The 20,282-nt window shown below is 74.3% G+C and carries 16 protein-coding genes; 2 read left to right on the top strand and 14 right to left on the bottom strand.

What is annotated here, in order from left to right; translation table 11 throughout:
- Window positions 1-729: a hypothetical protein gene (locus ACZ3KP_RS37295; RefSeq protein WP_366892022.1), complete on the bottom strand. Its 729-nt coding sequence runs from the start codon at window positions 727-729 to the stop codon at window positions 1-3.
- A 220-nt stretch (window positions 730-949) separates the two neighbouring features.
- Here ACZ3KP_RS37295 and ACZ3KP_RS37290 point away from each other — a divergent pair, with 220 nt between their 5' ends.
- On the top strand, window positions 950-1,864 hold the full coding sequence (locus tag ACZ3KP_RS37290; RefSeq protein ID WP_467505147.1) for an SCO1860 family LAETG-anchored protein: 915 nt from the start codon (window positions 950-952) through the stop codon (window positions 1,862-1,864).
- A 60-nt stretch (window positions 1,865-1,924) separates the two neighbouring features.
- Here ACZ3KP_RS37290 and cobC read toward each other — a convergent pair whose 3' ends face one another.
- Genes cobC through cobM form a run of 6 tightly spaced genes read right to left on the bottom strand, consistent with a single transcriptional unit; the run spans window position 1,925 to window position 8,551 of the window.
- Window positions 1,925-3,016: an Rv2231c family pyridoxal phosphate-dependent protein CobC gene (gene cobC, locus ACZ3KP_RS37285; protein ID WP_467505145.1), complete on the bottom strand. Its 1,092-nt coding sequence runs from the start codon at window positions 3,014-3,016 to the stop codon at window positions 1,925-1,927.
- Window positions 2,991-3,917 carry a sirohydrochlorin chelatase gene (locus ACZ3KP_RS37280; RefSeq protein ID WP_467505143.1) on the bottom strand — a complete coding sequence of 309 codons (927 nt, stop codon included), beginning with the start codon at window positions 3,915-3,917 and terminating at the stop codon, window positions 2,991-2,993. Before ACZ3KP_RS37280 ends, cobC begins: the two co-directional genes overlap by 26 nt.
- Window positions 3,914-4,498 (bottom strand): precorrin-8X methylmutase, encoded by a 585-nt coding sequence (locus tag ACZ3KP_RS37275; RefSeq protein WP_467505141.1) that lies wholly within the window; start codon window positions 4,496-4,498, stop codon window positions 3,914-3,916. The genes ACZ3KP_RS37280 and ACZ3KP_RS37275 overlap by 4 nt, the downstream gene beginning before the upstream one ends.
- Entirely contained in the window at window positions 4,495-6,198 is a 1,704-nt protein-coding gene (gene cobJ, locus ACZ3KP_RS37270) for a precorrin-3B C(17)-methyltransferase (protein WP_467505139.1), read from the bottom strand. The genes ACZ3KP_RS37275 and cobJ overlap by 4 nt, the downstream gene beginning before the upstream one ends.
- The gene (gene cbiE, locus ACZ3KP_RS37265) at window positions 6,195-7,691 is read right to left on the bottom strand and encodes a precorrin-6y C5,15-methyltransferase (decarboxylating) subunit CbiE (RefSeq protein WP_467505137.1); all 1,497 of its coding nucleotides are present in this window, start codon (window positions 7,689-7,691) and stop codon (window positions 6,195-6,197) included. The genes cobJ and cbiE overlap by 4 nt, the downstream gene beginning before the upstream one ends.
- Window positions 7,688-8,551 (bottom strand): precorrin-4 C(11)-methyltransferase, encoded by an 864-nt coding sequence (gene cobM / locus ACZ3KP_RS37260; RefSeq protein WP_467505135.1) that lies wholly within the window; start codon window positions 8,549-8,551, stop codon window positions 7,688-7,690. Before cobM ends, cbiE begins: the two co-directional genes overlap by 4 nt.
- Before the next feature lie 84 nt (window positions 8,552-8,635).
- Between cobM and ACZ3KP_RS37255 the strand changes: the two genes are divergently transcribed.
- The gene (locus ACZ3KP_RS37255; RefSeq protein WP_467505133.1) at window positions 8,636-9,367 is read left to right on the top strand and encodes a ZIP family metal transporter; all 732 of its coding nucleotides are present in this window, start codon (window positions 8,636-8,638) and stop codon (window positions 9,365-9,367) included.
- Window positions 9,368-9,378: 11 nt separating this feature from the next.
- On the opposite strand, the gene cobI is transcribed toward ACZ3KP_RS37255, so the two are convergent.
- From cobI to ACZ3KP_RS37220, 7 genes are read right to left on the bottom strand one after another with little or no spacing between them, the layout of a single operon-like run.
- On the bottom strand, window positions 9,379-10,110 hold the full coding sequence (cobI, locus tag ACZ3KP_RS37250) for a precorrin-2 C(20)-methyltransferase (protein ID WP_467505132.1): 732 nt from the start codon (window positions 10,108-10,110) through the stop codon (window positions 9,379-9,381).
- Complete coding sequence (locus ACZ3KP_RS37245; RefSeq protein WP_467505130.1) at window positions 10,107-11,474, bottom strand: cobyrinate a,c-diamide synthase; 1,368 nt, start codon at window positions 11,472-11,474, stop codon at window positions 10,107-10,109. The genes cobI and ACZ3KP_RS37245 overlap by 4 nt, the downstream gene beginning before the upstream one ends.
- Window positions 11,474-12,073 (bottom strand): cob(I)yrinic acid a,c-diamide adenosyltransferase, encoded by a 600-nt coding sequence (gene cobO, locus ACZ3KP_RS37240; protein WP_467505129.1) that lies wholly within the window; start codon window positions 12,071-12,073, stop codon window positions 11,474-11,476. The genes ACZ3KP_RS37245 and cobO overlap by 1 nt, the downstream gene beginning before the upstream one ends.
- Window positions 12,073-14,070 carry a putative cobaltochelatase gene (locus ACZ3KP_RS37235; protein WP_467505128.1) on the bottom strand — a complete coding sequence of 666 codons (1,998 nt, stop codon included), beginning with the start codon at window positions 14,068-14,070 and terminating at the stop codon, window positions 12,073-12,075. Before ACZ3KP_RS37235 ends, cobO begins: the two co-directional genes overlap by 1 nt.
- Window positions 14,067-17,723 (bottom strand): cobaltochelatase subunit CobN, encoded by a 3,657-nt coding sequence (cobN, locus tag ACZ3KP_RS37230; protein WP_467505126.1) that lies wholly within the window; start codon window positions 17,721-17,723, stop codon window positions 14,067-14,069. The genes ACZ3KP_RS37235 and cobN overlap by 4 nt, the downstream gene beginning before the upstream one ends.
- Entirely contained in the window at window positions 17,720-19,231 is a 1,512-nt protein-coding gene (locus ACZ3KP_RS37225) for a cobyric acid synthase (RefSeq protein ID WP_467505125.1), read from the bottom strand. The genes cobN and ACZ3KP_RS37225 overlap by 4 nt, the downstream gene beginning before the upstream one ends.
- The gene (locus ACZ3KP_RS37220; RefSeq protein ID WP_467505123.1) at window positions 19,228-20,187 is read right to left on the bottom strand and encodes a cobalamin biosynthesis protein; all 960 of its coding nucleotides are present in this window, start codon (window positions 20,185-20,187) and stop codon (window positions 19,228-19,230) included. Before ACZ3KP_RS37220 ends, ACZ3KP_RS37225 begins: the two co-directional genes overlap by 4 nt.
- Window positions 20,188-20,282 lie beyond the last annotated feature (95 nt).

Raw genomic sequence — 20,282 nt, 5'->3', positions numbered from 1 at the left:
TCAGCTCCCGGATCCCGGTTCCGGGCGTGTCTCGGGCTGCTCCGGAGCGGCGAACAGGCCGTCGAAGAGGACCTTCGCGTGCTGTCTCGACTGCTCGGCCCGCAGACCGTCCACCGTGCGTTCCAACGCGGTGATGCGGTCGACCTGGTTGCGCAGGAGGGAGAGCATCTGGTCCTGGACCTCCTCGGCGGAGGGCCGCGGAGCAGGCACGGTCTGCTGCTCCTTCTTCGCCCTCTGCGCGATCTCCTCGAGGCCGTCCCTCAGCTCCGGCCAGTACTTGCCGAAAAGGTCTTCCAGGCGTTTCTCGTCGGCCGGTGGATCACACAGCTTGTTGATGGTCTTGATCAGGCTGAGCACATCCTCCTCGCTCTCCGCCGACGTGGCCTGGAACTGGGTGAGCGGGGTGCCCACCAGATCCGCCACCGTGGTCCCGAGCAGAAGGAGCGGGGCGAGCTTCGGCTTGCCCACTTCGAGGGAGAGCGCGCCGGCCTCGAAGTGGATCCACGGTTCGGTGCGGTTCTCCGGCGTGACACACACGATGCCGAACTGGGAGTCCCGCAACTGCGCGGCGATCGCGTCGTATCCGCGGTCGCCCTTGGCGATGTCCTCCGACGACACGAACGGTTCGACGAGGTGGTTGAAGTGAGGCAGCTTGTCGCGCAGCAGCAGGGCGCACTTCTGTGCGGGCACCCCGGACCAGCTCACGAAGACCTTGAACTTCTTCGGCATGGCGTTCCCCCGTATGACGCATGCAGCAGGACCCGATCGTAGCCACTCGCAGGCGGGAGAGGTAAGCCGGTGAGGCCGGGGCACCTTCCGGTCCGTTGATTCGAAAACGTTCACGGGAGACTCGCGTTTGGGTGAAATCCATTCGGATCACGGACGTTTCACCCGTAGTGCGTAATTCTTGGCGGGTCCCGAGCACGTTCCCTCTGGGGGTCCCACCACCTTGAACAGCGACACCTTCCGTATGCCCGCACGCCGTCTCGCGGCCGTCGCGGCGGCCACCGCCCTGGCCGCCGGGCCCGCGGTCCTGGCCGGCGCGGGCGCCGCACACGCCACCACCGGCCGAGGCCACGCGAGCGCGGCCGTCCTGCGCACCGGTCTCGACGTCTCCCTCCTCGGCAGGACCGCGGACGTCCCGCTCGCGGTCGCCCTGAACGAGGTCCAGGCACCGCGGAGCGCCGACCGGACCGCGCTGACCGCCACGCTCGACGGAGTGGACGGCGGCAAGCCGTTCGACGTCCTCGGCGCGGACGTCGCCTCCGCGCGGGCGACGGTATCCGACGGCCGCGCCGAGGCCTCGGTCCACCTGGCCCACGCCCGGCTGCACCTGCCGGGCCTGCCCCTGCTGTCCCTCGTCGAACTGGACGCCGTGACGTCCAGGGCGACCTGCGCGACCGGCAGACGCCCGCAGGCCTCGTCGAACGTGCTCGGTGCGGTCACCGTCCTCGGCAAGCGCGTGACATTGAGCGCGACCGGCCCCACCGACGTCAAGGTCCCCGGCGTGGGCGAGGTCCGCCTGGACTTCGCCAGGGCCGTGACGGCCTCGGGCAGGGCGGCGGCGAGCGCCCTCGAACTGACGGTCTCCGTCAACCCGTTGAAGCTCAACGTGGCCGACGTCAAGGGCACCCTGACCCTGGCGAAGGTGACCTGCGAGACGCCGCGGCCCCCGGCCGACCCGGCCGACTCCGCCGACCCGCCGAGCCCCGTGACCGACATCAGGCCCCAGAGCGCCCCGGCGCCGAGGACGAGGCTGGCGGAGACGGGTGGCAGTTCGGTGACACCGTACGTGGCGGGAGGAGCGCTGGCGCTCCTCGTGGCCGGTGGCGGAGCGGTGGCGTTGCACCTGCGACGCCGATAGCGCCCCCTCCGGGGTGCGGGGCGGCAGCCGGCGTGCGGCTGCCGCCCCGCGGGCGCGACCTCAGGCGCGTACCAGCACCAGCGCCTGATCGAACGCCTGCAGGAACCGGTTCACCACGCCCCGGTCCCGCACTGCGATCCGCACCCACTCCTCGCCCAGCCCCGGAAACGTGTCCCCTCGTCGCACCGCGTAACCGAGCGCCCGCAGGTGCCGCCGCACGGCTGCCGCGCCCGGCACCCGCACCAGTACGAACGGCCCCTGGGCGGGTTCCACCACCCGTACCCCCTCCGGCGCGAACTCCGCGAGCCCGGCCACCAGGTGGGCCCGGTCCGCCGCGATCCGGTGCGCCGCGTGTGCCGCCTCCGCCAGCGCCCGTGGCGCCACACACGCCTCGGCCGCCGCCAGCGCGGGCGTCGACACCGGCCACAACGGCTGGGCCCGTGCCAGCTCGTCGATGATCTCCGGTGCGGCCAGCACGTAGCCGACACGCAGCCCGGCCAGACCCCAGGTCTTCGTCAGACTCCGCAGCACCACGAGACCCGGCACGTCGGTCCGCCCGGCCAGCGCCTCCCGCTCACCGGGCACCGCGTCCAGGAACGCCTCGTCGACCACCAGCGTCCGTCCGGGCCGGGCGAGTCGCAGGATCTCCTCGGCCGGATGCAGCACCGACGTGGGGTTGGTCGGGTTGCCGATCAGCACCAGGTCGGCGTCCTCGGGCACCGCCGCCGGATCCAGCCGGAAGCCGTCCGCCTCCTGCAGCAGCACCCGGTCCACGGTGTGCCCGGCGTCCCGCAGCGCCGCCTCCGGCTCGGTGAACTGCGGATGCACCACCACCGGCCGCCGCACCTTCAGCGCCCGCGCGAGCAGCACGAACGCCTCCGCCGCACCCGCCGTCAGCAGCACCCGCTCCACCGGCAGCCCGTGCCGCCCCGCCACCGCCGCCCGCGCCCGCCGCCCGTCGGGATACGCGGCGAGCCCGCCCAGCGACCCGGCGATCCGCTCCCGCAGCCAGACCGGGGGAGTGCCACTGCGCACGTTGACGGCGAGGTCGACGAGGGCGGAACCGTCGTCACGGACCTCCGCGTCGCCGTGGTGCCGCAGGTCGTGGCCGCCTCCGGAACCGTCGTCAGTGTGCATGGGCATGTCCGCCATGGTGGTGGTGCCCGTGGCCGTGCGGGTGCCCCTCGTCGTCCGGGTGGAAGTGCGGCTGCTGCGGCAGGCCCACCTTGTCCTCGAAACCGGGCAGCGCGATCCGGTACACGCACGAGTCGCAGTTCATCCGCAGATCACCCTCGACCGCCTCCCGGTACCGCTCCATCACCAGGTCGAGCAGCTCCGGCTCGGGCCCGATGACGTCCGCCGAACGCACCTCGACCTGCGGGTGCGCGTCCGCCCACCCCGCGGTCTGCTGCCGCACCCGGTCCGGCAGGATCCCGGTGAACAGAAAGTACGGCAGGACCACGATCCGGCGCGCCCCCAGTTTCAGACACCGGTCGAGCCCGCTGGGCACGTCAGGCGCGGCCAGCGACACGAACGCCGTCTCCACACCGGCGTAGCCGCGCCCCTCCCACAGCAGCCGGGCCGCCTTGTGCACCTCGGCGTTGGCGTCGGGGTCGGTGGAACCCCGGCCCACCAGCAGCACGGTCACGTCGGCGCGGTCCTCGGCGGCCCGCGCGGCACCGCCCAGCGCCTCGTCCAGGCGCCGCTCCAGCACGGCCAGCAGCGAGGGGTGCGGGCCCAGCGGGCGCCCGTACGTGTAGGAGATCCCCGGGTGCCGTTCCTTCTCCCGGGCCAGCGCGGCCGGGATGTCACCCTTGGCGTGGCCGGCGGAGACCAGCATCAGCGGTACGGCGGCGAACCGTCGCACCCCCTGCTCCACCAACTCGGTGACGGCGTCGCCGAGCGGCGGCGGGGACAGTTCGATGAAGCCGCCGGCGACGGGCAGTTCGGGGTGGCGGCGGCCCAGCTCCCGTACGAAGTCACGGAACGCCTCGGCGCCGGCGTCGTCCCGGGTGCCATGGCCGGCGATGAGCAGGGCGGGCGGGGTGGTCACAGGGTCTCCTCGGAAGTGGGGTGGTACAGCAGGGCGTTGAGTGCGGCGGCGGCGACCGCCGAGCCGCCCTTCTCGGACACGTTGCTTACGGCGGGCAGTCCGCTGGCGCGCAGCGCCGCCTTGGACTCGGTCGCGCCGACGAAACCGACGGGCAGCCCGATGACGAGCGCGGGGGAGGCGTCCAGCGTCAGCAGCTCCTCCAGGGCGGTCGGCGCGTTGCCGATCACCCACAGGGCGCCGGGCCCGACCTGCTCGTAGGCGAGCCGGATCGCGTGTGCCGAACGGGTCAGCCCGGGACCGGACTCGGCGTCGCGCAGCCGGCACACGGTCTCCCGGCGGGTGATGCCGGCGGCGACCATCTCCACGTCCACGACGACCGGCGCCCCGGCGTGCAGCGCCGCGTGCGCCCGCACCAGGTCGTCCTCGTCGGTCACCAGGTCGGTCGCGTACTCCAGGTCGGCGGCGGAGTGGACGACCCGCTCCACCACCGCCCGGGTCAGTGGCGGGAAGTGCGAGGTGTCCAGGCGGGCCCGCAGCCGCCGGTAGGACTCCTGCTCGATGGGGTGGACGACTCGGTTCACGGGGCCTCCTCCGGGGAGCCTTCCTGCCAGCGGTAGCCGCGCGGGGTGACCATGCGCCCGGCGATGTTCCGGGTCGCCGTGTTGCCCACGGTCACGACCGTCATCATGTCGACCCACGCCGGGTCGACGGCGCCCAGGGTGGTCAGCCGGCTCGACTCGTCGGGGCGCGAGGCGTTGCGCACGACACCGACCGGCGTCGTCGGGGCCCGGTGCCCGGCGAGGATCGCCAGCGCCTTGGGCAGCTGCCAGTCACGGCCCCTGGAGCGCGGGTTGTAGAACGTCACCACGAGGTCCGCCTCGGCCGCCGCGCGTACCCGCCGCTCGATGACCTCCCACGGGGTGTGCAGGTCGGAAAGGCTGATGGAGACGTGGTCGTGGCCCAGCGGCGCACCCAGGACCGCCCCGGCCGCGAGCGCCGCGGTGACCCCCGGCACCCCGATCACGTCGATGTCGTCGGAGGCCTCGGCGAGCGCGGGCGAGGCCATGGCGTACACGCCCGCGTCCCCGCTGCCGATCAGCGCCACGGCGTGCCCGGCCCGCGCCTCGGCGACCGCCGTGCGCGCCCGCTCCTCCTCGGCCCCGAGCCCCGACTCCAGGATCCGGGTACCGGGCCGCAGCAGGTCGCGGATCTGGTCGACGTACTGGTCGAGGCCGACCAGCACGGCGGCGCGCCGCAGTTCGGCCCTGGCCCGCGGGGTGAGCAGATCCCGGGCACCGGGCCCGAGCCCGACCACCGCGAGCCGCCCGCGTGCGGGACGCCGTACGACGGCACAGGTCGCCATCGCGGGCCTGCCGTCGGCACGGACCGACTTGCGCTTGGGCACGAGGAGTTCGCCCCCGCGCAGCAGCGCGGCTGCCTCCGCGACGGACGGGGTGCCGACGGCGGCGAGCGGCGCGCCGGAGGGGTTGGGCACCGCCACCTCCGCCAACTGTTCGGCGGAGTACGTCACCAGGGGCACGCCGAGCCGCGCGGCCGCCGCGACGATCCCCGGTTCCCCGGCCTTGGCGTCGACGGTGGCGAGCTCGGCGACGCTCCGCGCGGACAGCCCGGCGTCCCGCAGGGCGCCCTCGATCAGTGCGAGCACCTCGTCGGCCGGGGCCCCGCCGGAGGCGCCCACGCCGACGACGAGGGACGGCGGGCGCAACAGCACCTCGCGCTCGCCGGGTTCCACGGCACGGTCGGTCAGCCGGACGGTGTACGCGCCCTCCGCCGCCAGCGGCAGCGGGGGCAGCGGCCACGCCGACTCGGCGCGCAGCGCCACCGGTTCACCGTCGAGCAGGGCCCGCGACACGGTCGCCACCGAGCCCTCCACCGGGAAGCCGAGGGTGTCCAGGCCGGCCAGTCCGACGGAGTCGGTGGCCGTCGTCACCACCGGCTGCGCCGCGAGCAGCTCGCCCACCTCACCGGCGAGTTCGTTCGCCCCGCCGCCGTGGCCGCCGACCAGCGACACGGCGAACCGGCCGCCCTCGTCGACGCACACCACTCCCGGGTCGGTGGCCTTCCCGCCCAGCAGCGGGGCGATCAGCCGGACCACCGCACCCGTGGCCAGGAAACACACCAGCTGCTCGCACTCCGCGAACGCCGACCGGACGGCGTCCCCCACGGGACCCTCGTACACCCGCGTGCGGTCCGGCCATGCCGCGGCCAGCCGGTCGCGTGCCGCCGCCCCCGCCGCGGTGGCGGAAATGAGGCCGATCACTGAGCAACTCCTTCGTCGGATTCTTCCAGGACGGGGGTTCGGGTCCCCCACAGCAGGAACACGGGGTTGGTGGCCGCCAGCCGGGTCACGTCACCGGGCAGCGGCGCGAGACGCGACGACTGCAGCAGCACCCCGTCGCAGGAGAACCCGGCGCCGGTCAGTGCCTCGCGTGCCGCCGGTACCCGGTCCAGGGCGGCCATCGCGACCACCACCGTCCGCCGGGCCCGCAGCGCGCACGCGGTGACGACGGCGGGCAGCTCGGCCCCGCCCCCGCCGACGAACACGGCGTCGGGATCGGGCAGTTCGTTCAGCACCTCGGGCGCCGAGCCGTGCCGCACGTCCACGTACACGCCGTGACTCAGGGCGTTCGCGGCGATCCGCGCCACCCCGTCGGCCGCCTTCTCCACGGCGACGGCGGCGGCGCCCAGACGCGCGCACTCCACGGCCACGGAGCCGGAGCCCGCGCCGACGTCCCAGACCAGGTCACCGAGCCGGGGCCCGAGCCGGGCCAGGGCCAGCGCCCGCACCTCGAACTTGGTGATCATCGAGTCGCGGTGCGCGAACTCGTCCTCCGCCAGGGCCCACCCGGCGGGCCCGGCGGCCGCCCCGGCCACCGTACGGACACCGCCGAGCGCCCGCGTCCGGTCGAGGCACAGCACCACGCTGACGTCGCTGCCCCACTCCCGGGCGGCGGCCTCGGCCGGCGTGACCCACTCCACCCGCTCCCGCACGGACCCGAGCGCCGACGCCACGACGAGGACCCGCTCACCGGACACCGACGCGGGGCCGGGCGTCGACGCGGACGCTGCCGCCGGGGCGGGCGCCGACGCGCAGTCCGACGCCGGCGCCTGGACCTGTGCCGGTGCCGACGCGGGAGCGGGCGCCGCCGATGTCGGCGCCTGGGCGGGTGTCGACGCGGACGCGGACGCTGCCGCCAGGGCGGCCCCCGGCGCCGATTCGGACACCTGGGCGGGCGTCGTGGCCGATTCCGACGCCGGGGCGGCCACCGCTGCCCTGCCGGAGGTGCCCAGCAGCGCTGCGCCCAGCTCCGCCGGACCCGCTCCCGGTCCGGTCAGCACCGCCACCTTCGGGTGCGCCCGGCAGACGTTCACCGCCGTGCGTGACTCCCGCCCGTGCGCGCTCACCACCACCGCGTCGTCCCAGGGCAGCCCCACCCGCGCGAAGGCCGCGGCCACCGACGACACCCCGGCCCGCACCTCCAGCCGCTCCGCCCCGAAACGCTCCGCCAGTACCCGCACGACCCCGAAGAACCCGGGGTCGCCGGAGGCCAGCACGAGCACCCGGCTGCCCTTGTCCAGGTGCCGCCCGACGGCGTCGAGGGCAGGCGCCAGCGGGCCGAGCACGACCCGCTCGGCCCCCTCCGGCAGCCGTACCGCGTCCAGATGCCGGCGTCCGCCGACGACCAGCCCGGCACCGGCCGCCACGTCCTCGGGAAGCGGCGCCCCCGTCCCCGTACCGACGACCGTGATCACGTACTCGCCCCGCGTTCGCGCAGCGCCCGCCGGGCCTCGGGGTCGGCCTTGCGGAAGCCGTGGAAGTGGCCGGGGTGGTAGAGGTGCGAGCGGGTGCCGTGGGCGGCCAGGGCCGGCCCCACCAGGAAGAGGGTGTGCTTCCAGAGCTTGTGCTCCTTGACCGTCTCCTCCAGCGTCTCGATCGTGCACCGCACGACCAGCTCCTCCGGCCAGGTCGCCTGATAGGCGACGACGACCGGCGTCGACGTCGGGTAGCCGCCCTCCAGCAGCTCCCGCACCAGCTGCCCGCTGCGCGCGGCGGACAGGAAGACCGCCATGGTGGTGCCGTGGCGGGCGAACTCGCGCACCTCCTCGCCCGGCGGCATCGGGGTCTTGCCGCCGCCGAGCCGGGTGAGCACGACGGACTGCGCGACCTCGGGAATGGTCAGCTCGCGCTGGGCGAGTGCGGCCACGGCCGAGAAGGAGGAGACACCCGGCACGATCTCGACCTCGACGCCGATCGCGGCACACCGGTCCACCTGCTCCTGCGTGCCGCCCCACAGGGCCGGGTCCCCGGAGTGGATCCGGGCGACCCGCAGCCCCTCGGCACGGGCCCGCTCGTAGACGGCGACGACGTCCTCCAGGGACATCGTCGCGGAGTCGAGGATCTCCGCGTCCTCGCGCGCGTGCTGGAGGACCTCCGCCTGGACCAGGCTGGCGGCCCAGATCACGACGTCGGCGTCGGCGATCGCGCGCGCGGCCCGGAACGTCAGCAGATCGGCGGCGCCGGGGCCGGCACCGACGAAGGTCACCTTGCCGGTGGGAGCGTCGCCGGAGGCAGCGTCGCCGCGGGCAGCGGCGGAGGCGGCGGCATCGGCCATGGGAATTCGGTCCTCTCTGGACAAAAGGTGTTACTGGTGCTGCTGGATGTGCGCTGGGGCGGGTTGATCGGATAGCAAGGGCACATGGCGGTCTTCGTCGCGCTCGGCGCGTTCCTGATGACGCTGGCCGGCGGCTGGACGGCACAGCGTGTGACCGACCGTCGTCACCTGGTCCTGGGCCTGGCCGGCGGTCTGATGCTCGGGGTGGTCGGCCTCGACCTGCTGCCGGAGGCGCTGCGCGCGGCCGGCCGCGAGATCTTCGGGGTGCCGGCGGCCCTGCTCCTGTTCGTGGCCGGTTTCCTCCTGGCCCATCTGGTGGAGCGCACCCTCGCCGCCCGCCAGGCCGCGCACGGCGGCGACGAGCACGAGCACCACCGGGCGCCCGAGGTGGGCCTGACGGCGGCCGGCGCGATGGTCGGGCACAGCGCCATGGACGGCGTGGCGATCGGCGCGGCCTTCCAGGTGGGCGGCGGCATGGGCGCGGCGGTCGCGATGGCCGTGATCGCGCACGACTTCGCGGACGGCTTCAACACGTTCACCATCACGAGCCTGTACGGCAACGCGCGCCGCCGGGCGATAGGCATGCTGGTCGCGGACGCCTGCGCACCGGTCGTCGGCGCGCTGTCCACGATCTTCTTCCGCATCCCGGAGGCCGTGCTCGGCGGCTATCTCGGCCTCTTCGGCGGCGTGCTGCTCTACCTGGCCGCCGCCGAGATCCTTCCCGAGGCCCACCACGAACACCCGGCCCGCTCGACGCTGCTGTGCACGGTGGCGGGCGCGGCGTTCATCTGGCTGGTGGTGGGCATCTCCGGCTGACGCCGCGGCGCTCACAGCTTCCCGCCTCTCCCGGTGTCCCGGCGCGGCGGAGCGATCAGCGTGGAGAGGTACGGCAGCGGGGCACCGTCGAGCTCGGCGGCCGGCCGGATGGACTCCTCGTCCAGACCCAGCGCCGACCCCCACACGGCGTCGTCGACCCGCCCGGTCTCCCGCAGCGCCGCCAGGACCGCACCGGCCTGCCGCCCGAACTTGTACGCCACGACCGTCCCCGGCCCGCCCAGCGCGTCCTTCAGCGCCTCGGCGCCCGCCGTCACCGGGACGAGCGTCAGCGGCTCGGTCCCCTCGGTGAGCACGGCGCCGGAACGCGCGGCGAGATCCTGCATGGCGGTGATCCCGGGCACGGTCTCCACGACCACGCCCGGCACCAGGGCGGCGACGGTCTGCGCGAGATACGTGAACGTCGAGTAGACATTCGGGTCCCCGATGGTGGCGAACGCCACGGAGCCGTGCGCGCGCAGCAGCTCGGCGACCTTCGCGCCGGCCGCGTCCCAGGCGGCCTCCCGCCGCCCCCGGTCGCTGCGCTCGTTCAGCGCGAAGACGACCCGGACGACCTTCGCCGCGCCGACGTAGTGCAGCACGGTCGCCTCGGCGCGTCCCCGTTCCCCGCTGTCCATCACGGGCACGACGACGACCTCGGCCGCACGCAGGGCGTTGACTCCCTTGACGGTCACCAGTTCGGGGTCACCGGGACCCACCCCGACTCCGACCAACCTGCTGCTCATGACGTCCGGCACCTCTCCACGAACCTACGGGCCACACCGGGCCGGGACGCCCAGTGCGTGTGCAGATAACTCGCGTGCACACCCTGCTGTACAAAACCCTCGACCCGCGGGCGTGGGGTGCGCACCCCCCACGCGGGCGCCGCACCGGCCCCCGGCTCGACCACGGTCCGGTGGAACTCGTGCCCCCGCATCCGCGTCCCGGCCACGGCCAGGGCGCTGTCGCCCACGGCGACGGCGTCCCGGTACCCGAGCGTGAGCCGCTCCGACATCCGCGCACGCGCGTCCAGCACGCCGCACATCGGCAGCCCGTCGAGCTCCCGGCACAGGTAGAGCAGCCCGGCGCACTCGGCGGCGACGGGAGCGCCGCGCTCGGCGAGGGCGGCGATGTCCTTCCTGAGCGGCTCGTTCGCGGACAGCTCGCTTCCGTACACCTCGGGAAACCCGCCCCCGACGACCAACCCGCGCGTCCCCTCGGGGAGCCGCTCGTCCCGCAGCGGGTCGAACGGCACGACGTCGGCACCGGCCGCGGCGAGCAGTTCGGAGTGCTCGGCGTAGGAGAAGGTGAACGCGGCCCCACCGGCGACGGCGACGCGCACCGTGGAGCGCACGGTGTCCGTCGGCGAGGAGGCCAGCGCCTCGGCCGCGTCCCAGGCCGCACCCGGCAACGATCCCGCACCTCTCGCCAGCTCCAGCAGCGCCCCCAGGTCGCACCCGTCGGCGACCTGTGCGGCCATCGCCGCCACCGCCGCGACGGCGTCCGCCCGCCGCTCCGCCACCGGCACCAGCCCCAGGTGCCGCGACGGCGTCTCCACCTGGGCCACCCGCCGCAGCACCCCGAACACCGGCACCCCGGAAGCCTCCAGCGCCTCCCGCAGCAACTCCTCGTGCCGGTCCGACGCCACCTTGTTCAGGATCACGCCCCCGACCCGCACCTGCGGATCCCACGACGCGAACCCGTGCACCAGCGCCGCCACCGACCGGGACTGCGAGGACGCGTCCACGACCAGCACCACCGGTGCCCGCAGCAGCTTCGCCACCTGAGCGGTGGACGCCAGCTCCCCTTCCCCCGCCGCCCCGTCGTACAGCCCCATCACCCCCTCGACGACGGCCAGATCACAGCCGCGCGCACCGTGCGCGAACAGCGGGCCGACCAGCTCCGGCCCGCACAGGTACGCGTCGAGGTTCCGCCCCACCCGCCCGGTCGCGAGCGCGTGGTACCCGGGATCGATGTAGTCCGGCCCGACCTTGTGCGGGGACACGGCGAGCCCCCGCGCGGCGAACGCGGCCATCAGCCCCGTGGCGACGGTGGTCTTGCCGCTGCCGGACGACGGCGCGGCGACGACCAGCCGAGGGACGGACGACATCACCACTCGATGCCCCTCTGCCCCTTCTGCCCCACGTCCATCGGGTGCTTGACCTTGGACATGTCCGTGACGAGGTCGGCGACGGCGACCAGCTTCTCCGGGGCGTTGCGCCCGGTGATCACGACATGCTGGGTCCCCGGCCGGTTCCGCAGCACCTCGACCACCTCGTCGGTGTCCACCCACCCCCAGTGCATCGGGTACGCGAACTCGTCCAGCACGTACAGCTGGTACGTCTCGGCGGCGAGGTCCCGCTTGACCTGCTCCCAGCCCTCCCGGGCCTTCTCCTCGTTGTCCAGCTGCGCGTCGCGCTGGACCCAGGACCAGCCCTCGCCCATCTTGTGCCAGGCGACGGTCCCGCCCTCCCCGGAGTCCCCGAGGACCCGCAGCGCCCGCTCCTCGCCGACCTTCCACTTCGCCGACTTGACGAACTGGAACACCCCGATCGGCCACCCCTGGTTCCAGGCCCGCAGCGCGAGCCCGAACGCGGCGGTGGACTTGCCCTTCCCGACGCCCGTGTGCACGACCACCAGCGGCCGGTTACGGCGCTGACGGGTCGTCAGTCCGTCGTCCGGTACGACACTCGGCTGTCCCTGCGGCATTACGCGGCCCTCCTCTGCACGTCCTTCACCAGTCCGGCGATCGAGTCCGCCCGCAACTCGTCGAGCGTCACCGCCGTGCCGCCCAGTTCACCGGCGAGCTGCCCGGCGAGCCCCAGCCGCACCGGCCCCGACTCGCAGTCCACGACCACCGAGGCGAGCCCGTCGGCCGCGAACAGCCGGGCCGCCCGCCCCGCGAGCGCGACCGGCTCGGGCCCGCCGGTGGCGCGTCCGTCGGTCACCACGACCACCAGCGCCCGCCGCGCCGGATCCCGCAACCGCTCCACCCGCAGCACGTCGTGCGCCTTGAGCAGCCCGGCCGCGAGCGGCGTACGCCCCCCGGTGGGCAGCGACTCCAGCCGGGCCGCCGCCGCGTCCACGGACGAGGTCGGCGGCAGCGCGACATCGGCCGCCGAGCCCCGGAAGGTCACCAGCCCCACCTTGTCCCGCCGTTGGTAGGCGTCGAGGAGCAGCGAGAGCACGGCACCCTTGACCGCGCTCATCCGCTGCCGGGCCGCCATCGACCCGGACGCGTCGACCACGAAGAGCACGAGGTTGCCCTCACGTCCCTCCCTGGCCGCCTGCCGCAGATCGTCCCGCCGGACCACGAGCCCCGGCCCCGACCGGCCGCGGGCCCGCTGGTGCGGGGCGGCGGCCCGCACGGTCGCCGCCAGGTGCAGCTTGGTCAGGGTGCCCCGTGGCCGGCGCGCACCCGTGGTCCGCCCGTGCTCGGTCCGGGCCCGGGACCGCCGCCCGGCGGCCCCCTCGCCGATCCCCGGCACGCTCAGCATCTTGGTGCGGAAGGGCTCGGCGGCCCGAACGGGGGACTGCTCACCCGCCCCCGCGGCCTGCGGCTGGCCGTCCTCGCCCGCCTCGGGCCGGGCACCGGTGTCGCCGCCCCGCGGGCCGCCGTCCTCGGGCGCCGGCCGGCCGCCACCGCCGCCGCCGGGACCGTCCGGGTCCGGGTCGTCGTCGCTCTCGTCCTGCCCGGAGAACTCCGCCAGCGTCTCGTCCAGCCTGTCCTCGTCGAGGCCCGGCGCGTCGAAGGGGTTGCGGCGCCTGCGGTGCGGCAGCGCCAGCAGCGCGGCCTGCCGTACGTCCTCGGCCAGCACCACGGTCCGCCCGGCCCACGCGGCGAGCGCGGTGGCGGTCCGCGCCATCACGATGTCGGCGCGCATCCCGTCCACCTCGAAGGCCGCACAGGTCGCCGCGATCTGCCGCAGCGCACCGTCGCCCAGCCGCACCGACGGCAGCAACTCCCGTGCCGCCACGATCCGTTGCCGGACGGCCGCCTCCTCGTCGGCCCAATGCGCCGCGAAACCGGCCGGGTCGTCGTCGTAGGCGAGCCGCCGCCGGACCACCTCCACCCGCAGGTCGGGCTCGCGGGAGGCGGCCACCTCCACCGTGAGCCCGAACCGGTCGAGCAACTGCGGTCGCAGCTCGCCCTCTTCGGGGTTCATGGTGCCGACCAGCAGGAACCTGGCCGCGTGCCGCACCGAGACACCTTCGCGCTCCACGTACGACGCCCCCATCGCCGCCGCGTCCAGCAGCAGGTCGACCAGGTGGTCGTGGAGGAGGTTCACCTCGTCGACGTAGAGGATCCCGCGGTGCGCGTCGGCCAGCAGGCCCGGCTCGAAGGCCTTCACGCCCTCGGCCAGCGCCCGCTCGATGTCCAGCGCGCCCACCAGCCGGTCCTCGGAGGCGCCCACCGGCAGCTCGACCATGCGCGCCGGGCGGGACTCGAAGGCACCGGGCGGGTGGTGCGGACCGTCCGGGCAGGCGGAGTCGGGCGCGGCCGGGTCGCAGGAGAAACGGCAGCCGGCGACGACGTCCACCGGCGGCAGCAGCGCCGACAGGGCGCGGACCGCCGTCGACTTGGCGGTGCCCTTCTCGCCGCGCACCAGCACCCCGCCGACCGCCGGGGAGACGGCGTTCAGCAGCAGCGCGAGCCGCAGGTCGTCCTGGCCGACGACGGCCGTGAACGGGAACGGGGTACTCACTTCTCGTCGCCCTCCAACTCGCCTTCCAGCTCCAGATAGGTGGCGCGCAGCCGCTCCAGGGTGTCCGCGTCCGGCTCGGCCCACAGACCGCGGTCGGCGGCCTCCAGGAGCCGTTCGGTGATCCCGCGCAGCGCCCACGGGTTGGACTTCTTCATGAAGTCCCGGTTCTCCGCGTCGAAGACGTACTCCGCGCTGAGCTTCTCGTACATCCAGTCGTCGACCACGCCCGCCGTGGCGTCGTAGCCGAACAGGTAGTCGACGGTCGCCGCCATCTCGAAGGCGCCCTTGTAGCCGTGCCGGCGCATGGCCGCCATCCAGCGGGGGTTGACCACCCGGGCCCGGAAGACGCGGTGCGTCTCCTCACCCAGCGTGCGGGTGCGCACCTGGTCCGGTGTGGCCGAGTCACCGACGTACGCCTCGGGGTTGGCGCCGGTCAGGTGGCGGACCATCGCGACCATGCCGCCGTGGTACTGGAAGTAGTCGTCGGCGTCCACCAGGTCGTGCTCGCGGGTGTCGACGTTCTTCGCGGCGACCGCGATCCGCCGGAACGCGGTCTCCATGTCCCCGCGCGCCGCCCGCCCGTCGAGCCCGCGGCCGTACGCGTAGCCGCCCCAGACCGCGTACACCTCGGCGAGGTCCGCGTCGGAGCGCCAGTTGCGGGCGTCGATCAGCGGCAGCAGCCCGGCGCCGTACGCGCCCGGCTTGGAGCCGAAGACCCGGGCGGTCGCGCGCCGCCGGTCACCGTGCCCGGCGGTGTCCTCGTCGGCGTGCGCCTTCACGTAGTTGGACTCGGCGGGCTCGGCCAGCTCGGCCACCGCCCGCACCGCGTCGTCGATCAACCCGACCACGTGCGGGAACGCGTCCCGGAAGAAGCCCGAGATGCGGACCGTGACGTCGATGCGCGGCCGGCCCAGCTCGCCGAGCGGGATCACCTCGAAGCCGGTCACCCGCCGCGACGCCTCGTCCCACACCGGACGGCAGCCGAGCAGCGCCAGGATCTCCGCGATGTCGTCGCCCTGGGTGCGCATCGCGGAGGTGCCCCACACCGTCAGGCCGACCGACTTCGGGTACGCACCGGTGTCGCTCAGGTACCGCTGCACGAGCGAGTCCGCCAGCGACTGGCCGACCTCCCAGCTCAGCCGGGACGGAATGGCCTTGGGGTCGACCGAGTAGAAGTTCCGGCCGGTGGGCAGCACGTTGACCAGGCCCCGGGTGGGGGACCCGGACGGCCCCGCCGGGACGTAACCGCCGTCCAGGGCGCGCAGGATGTGCCCGATCTCGTCCGTCGTCCGCGCCAGCCTCGGCACGACCTCGGTGCACGCGAACTCCAGCACCGCGACCGCCTCGGGCAGTTCGGTGCCCAGCACCTCCCGTACCAGCGGACGGCTCTGGGCGACGGCCCAGTCCCGCTGTTCCATGCCCTCCGCGACCCGGCGGCACAGCTGCTCCAGCAGGTCGATCGCGTCGGCCGCGGTGCGCGAGGGACCCTCGACGAGATCCGTCAGCTCCACCGGCACCTTCACCGGCGCACCCGGCTCGGCCAGCAACTCCTTCTCGACGAGCCCGAAATGGGCCGCGACGGAGGCCCTGAGCCCCGGCAGCGCGTTGGCCTGCCCGCCCCACACCTGCGAGGCCCGCAGCACGGCCAGCACCAGGTTCACCCGCGGCTCGCCGACCGGACCGCCGCCGAGGATGTGCAGACCGTCCCTGATCTGCACGTCCTTGATCTCGCACAGGTAGCCGTCGATGTGCATGACGAACTCGTCGAAGTCGCCGTCGTCCGGCTGCTCGTCCACGTGCAGGTCGTGGTGGAGCTCGGCCGCCTTCACCAGCGTCCAGATCTGCGCCCGCACGGCCGGTGCCTTGGCCGGGTCCAGATCGGAGACCAGCGCGTACTCGTCGAGCAGCTGCTCCAGCTTGGCCAGGTCGCCGTAGGTGTCGGCGCGGGCCATCGGCGGCACCAGGTGGTCGACGACGGTGGCGTGCCCGCGCCGCTTGGCCTGGGTGCCCTCGCCGGGGTCGTTGACGATGAAGGGGTAGATCAGCGGCAGGTCGCCGAGGACCGCGTCCGGCGCGCAGCCGGCGCTCAGCCCGAGGCCCTTGCCGGGCAGCCACTCCATCGTGCCGTGCTTGCCCATGTGCACGATCGCGTCGGCGCCGAAACTGTTCTCCAGCCACCGGTAGGCCGCCATGTAGTGGTGCGACGGCGGCATGTCCGGGTCGTGGTAGATCGCGATCGGGTTCTCCCCGAAGCCGCGCGGCGGCTGGATCATCACGACCACGTTCCCGAACCGCAGGGACGCGAGCACGATGTCGTCGCCGTCGACGTACAGGCTGCCCGGCGGCTCGCCCCACGCTTCGGTCATCGCGTCCCGCAGCTGCGGGTCGAGCTTCTCGAACCACGCCCGGTAGTCCGCCAGCGGCACCCGCGCGGGCGCGGCGGCCAGCTGCTCCTCGGTCAGCCACTCCACGTCGTGCCCGCCGGCCGCGATCAGCCGGTGGATCAACTCGTCGCCCTCGGAAGGGTGTTCGCTGACCCCGTACCCGGCGTCCCGGAGCGCGTCCAGTACCCGCACCGCCGACGCGGGCGTGTCCAGGCCGACCGCGTTGCCGACCCGCGAGTGCTTGGTCGGGTACGCGGTGAAGACCAGCGCCACCTTCTTCTCGGCGTTCGGCTTGTGCCGCAGGCGTGCGTGGCGGACGGCGATACCGGCGACGCGTCCGGCCCGCTCCGGGTCGGCGACATAGACCGGGACGTCGTCAGGGCCCTGCTCCTTGAAGGAGAACGGCACGGTGATCAGACGGCCGTCGAACTCCGGGATGGCGACCTGCATCGCCGCGTCCATGGGGGAGAGCGCGGCGTCCGACTCGTCCCAGGCGGCGCGCGAGGAGGTGAGGCACAGGCCCTGCAGCACCGGCACGTCCAGCTCGGCGAGCGCGCCGACGTCCCAGGCCTCCTCGTCACCGCCGGCCGAGGCCTGCGAGGCGTGCGTGCCGCCCGCGGCGAGGACGGTGGCCACCAGCGCGTCGGCCCGGCCCAGCAGCTCGTACAGGCCGGCGTCCGCCCCGCGCAGCGAACCGCAGTACACCGGAAGGGCGTTGGCGCCGTGTGCCTCGATCGCGTCGCACAGGGTGTCCACGAAGGCGGTGTTGCCGCTCAGTTCGTGGGCCCGGTAGAAGAGCACGCCGACGGTCGGCCGGCCCTCGGTGAAGGGACGTTCGCCGTGCACGCCGAACGCGGGCATCCGCTGCGGCTCGACGAACCCCTCGCCGGTCAGCAGCACGGTGTCGGACAGGAACCGGGCCAGCTCGGTGAGGTTGGCCGGGCCGCCCTCCACCAGGTACCTGAGGGCCTCGGCCACCACCCCGGCCGGCACCGACGACTCGGCCATCAGCTCGGCGTCCGGCACCGCCTCGCCGCCGAGCAGCACGGTCGGGATCCCGGCGGCCCTCAGCGCGGCGAGCCCGTCCTCCCAGGCCCGCTTCCCGCCGAGCAGCCGTACGACGGCGATGTCCGCGCCCTCGACCAGCGCGGGCAGCTCCTCCGCGACGTCGACGCGCGTCGGATTGCCGATCCGGTAGTCCGCACCGGTGGCGGCCCGGGCCGCCAGCAGATCGGTGTCGGCGGTCGACAACAACAACACTGTGCTCATGCGGGCGCTCCCGGTGGAATGAAAGGCAGTCCTTGCGGCGCGCCCGACTCGATGAGCCGCCAGAGCGCGTCCGTGTCCGCGTGCTGTTCGATCAGGTCGCCGAGCCGGTCGAGCTGCTCCTCGCGCAGCCCGGCGAACGAGGTGTCGGGGGCCGGCACGAACCGGCGGCCCGCGGCGGCGGCCACCTCGCGCAGGAAGGCCCGCCGGAAGCCGTCCGACTCCAGGGAACCGTGCCAGTGGGTGCCCCAGGTCTGCCCGACCCGGCAGCCGTCCAGGAAGGGGGTTCCCCCGGTCACTTCGGCGACGCCGTGATGGATCTCGTAGCCCTCGACGGGTTCGCCGAGGGCCTCGCCGACGGGCCGGGTGAGGGTCTTCTCCCGGGCGAACCGCACCCGGACGGGCAGGATCCCCAGCCCGTCCACGTGCCCCCGCCGGCTCTCGACCTCGTCCTCGATGTGCTCACCGAGGATCTGGAAACCGCCGCAGATGCCGAGGACGGGCCGCCGCTCCGCGGCCCGGCGCAGCAGCGCGTCCGCGAGGCCCCGCTCCCGCAGCCACTCCAGGGCCCGGACCGTCCCCCGCGTCCCCGGGATCACGACGAGATCGGCGTCGGCCAGTTCCTCGGGCCGGTCCACGAACCGCACCAGGACGCCCGGTTCGGCGGCCAGCGCGTCCACGTCCGTGAAGTTGGACATGAGGGGGATCGCGCAGACGGCGACCCGGAGCACGTCCTCGCCGACGGGCGGGGCGGTGTTCGACTCGCGGACGGTCCCCCGCAGGGAGACCCGGAGCCCGTCCTCCTCGTCGATGCCGAGGCCGTGCCGGAACGGCAGGACGCCGTACGTCCGCCGCCCGGTCAGCCCGTGCAGCATGTCGAGGCCGGGCTCCAGCAGCGAGACGTCGCCCCGGAACTTGTTGACGAGGAACCCCGCGACGAGTTCCTGGTCCTCGGGCGAGAGCAGCGCGACGGTCCCGAAGAAGGAGGCGAAAACACCCCCGCGGTCGATGTCGCCGACCACCAGCACGGGCAGCCGCGCGCTGCGCGCGATCCCCATGTTCACGATGTCGGTCCGGCGCAGGTTGATCTCCGCCGGACTGCCCGCCCCCTCACAGATCACCGCGTCATACGTGCCCCGCAACTCGGCAAGACAGTCGAGCACGGTCCCGAGCAGCTTCTGCTGCCGCCCGCCGTGATACCCCCGCGCGCTCAGCTCACCGACCGGCTTCCCGAGCAGCACCACCTGACTGCTCCGCTCACCGCCGGGCTTGAGCAGCACGGGGTTCATCAGCGCGGTCGGCTCGATCCGGCAGGCCTGCGCCTGCATGGCCTGCGCCCGCCCGATCTCGGCGCCCTCGCGGGTGACGAAGGAGTTCAGGGACATGTTCTGCGCCTTGAACGGCGCGACCTTGACGCCCTGTCGTACGAGCCACCGGCAGACACCGGCGGTCACGACACTCTTGCCGGCGTCGGAGGTGGTCCCGGCCACCAGCAGCCCGCCGCCGTTCACGAGGAACCCCCCGCGCGCCGCGCGACCCGTCCCCGCAGCAGGACCGCGGCCGCGCTCGCCCCCAGCGCCAGCCACCCCACGCGCCGTGACAGCCGCACGGCCCGCTCGATGTCCCCGGTCTCCACGCTTCGCCCCTCCCCGTTCAGCACCGGCCGGTGCTCGATGCGCCCCCCGTACGACAACGTCCCCCCGAGCCGCACCCCCAACGCCCCCGCGAACGACGCCTCCACGGGCCCCGCGTTGGGACTGGGATGCTTCGCCGCGTCGGCCCGCCAGGCCCGCAGCGCGCCCCTGGGATCACTCCCGGCCACGGCGGCGAGTACGGCGGTGAGCCGCGCCCCCGGCCATCCGGCCACGTCGTCCAGCCGTGCCGAGGCCCACCCGTAGCGCAGGTGGCGGGCCGACCTGTGGCCGACCATCGCGTCCAGGGTGTTGACGGCCCGGAACCCGAGCAGTCCCGGCACTCCGCCCAACGCCCCCCACACCAGCGCGCCGACCACCGCGTCGCTGGTGTTCTCGGCGACGGACTCCACGACCGCCCGCGCGATCCCGTCGGCGTCCAGGGCCTGCGGATCCCGGCCGCACAGATGCGGCAGCCGGGCCCGGGCGGCCTCGACGTCCCCGGCCGCGAGGGCCTCTCCGACGGCCCGCGCCTCACGGGAGAGAGAAGTGCCGCCGACGACGGCCCAGGTGGCGGCAGCGGTGAGCGCCACGGACGCGGCGGTGGACGGCCGTGCCACTCGCTGGGCCACGGCACCCAGCGTCACGGCGCCGCCCACGCACACGGCGGTGTGCAGTGTGCCCCAGCCCCGGTGGTCCCGCCACAGCACCCGCTCCACGGCCCCGGCCGCCCGCCCGAACGCGGCGACCGGATGCCCCCGACGCGGATCGCCGAGCAGCAGATCACCGAGAAGGCCGGCGGCGGCGCCGTACGCGAAGACGCGATCGGCACCCATCGGCTCAGCCGGCCGCGGGGTCGGGGACGGGCCGGTTACTGCACCTCGGTCGGCAGCCGCGCATGGCGATATGTCCTCACTCAGGGTGTCCGCGC

It is taken from the genome of Streptomyces sp. NPDC020958 (assembly GCF_055562175.1).
The sequence above is the reverse complement of the archived record's forward strand: the minus strand, read 5'-3'. Positions and strand labels throughout refer to the sequence as shown.

Coding starts and splice junctions, on each gene's coding strand:
- ACZ3KP_RS37295 (WP_366892022.1), bottom strand. CDS start 729: ATGCCGAAGAAGTTCAAGGTCTTCGTGAGCTGGTCCGGGGTGCCCGCA.
- cobC (WP_467505145.1), bottom strand. CDS start 3,016: ATGGCGGACATGCCCATGCACACTGACGACGGTTCCGGAGGCGGCCAC.
- cobM (WP_467505135.1), bottom strand. CDS start 8,551: ATGGCCGATGCCGCCGCCTCCGCCGCTGCCCGCGGCGACGCTGCCTCC.
- ACZ3KP_RS37255 (WP_467505133.1), top strand. CDS start 8,636: ATGGCGGTCTTCGTCGCGCTCGGCGCGTTCCTGATGACGCTGGCCGGC.
- cobI (WP_467505132.1), bottom strand. CDS start 10,110: ATGAGCAGCAGGTTGGTCGGAGTCGGGGTGGGTCCCGGTGACCCCGAA.
- ACZ3KP_RS37245 (WP_467505130.1), bottom strand. CDS start 11,474: ATGTCGTCCGTCCCTCGGCTGGTCGTCGCCGCGCCGTCGTCCGGCAGC.
- cobO (WP_467505129.1), bottom strand. CDS start 12,073: ATGCCGCAGGGACAGCCGAGTGTCGTACCGGACGACGGACTGACGACC.
- cobN (WP_467505126.1), bottom strand. CDS start 17,723: ATGAGCACAGTGTTGTTGTTGTCGACCGCCGACACCGATCTGCTGGCG.
- ACZ3KP_RS37220 (WP_467505123.1), bottom strand. CDS start 20,187: ATGGGTGCCGATCGCGTCTTCGCGTACGGCGCCGCCGCCGGCCTTCTC.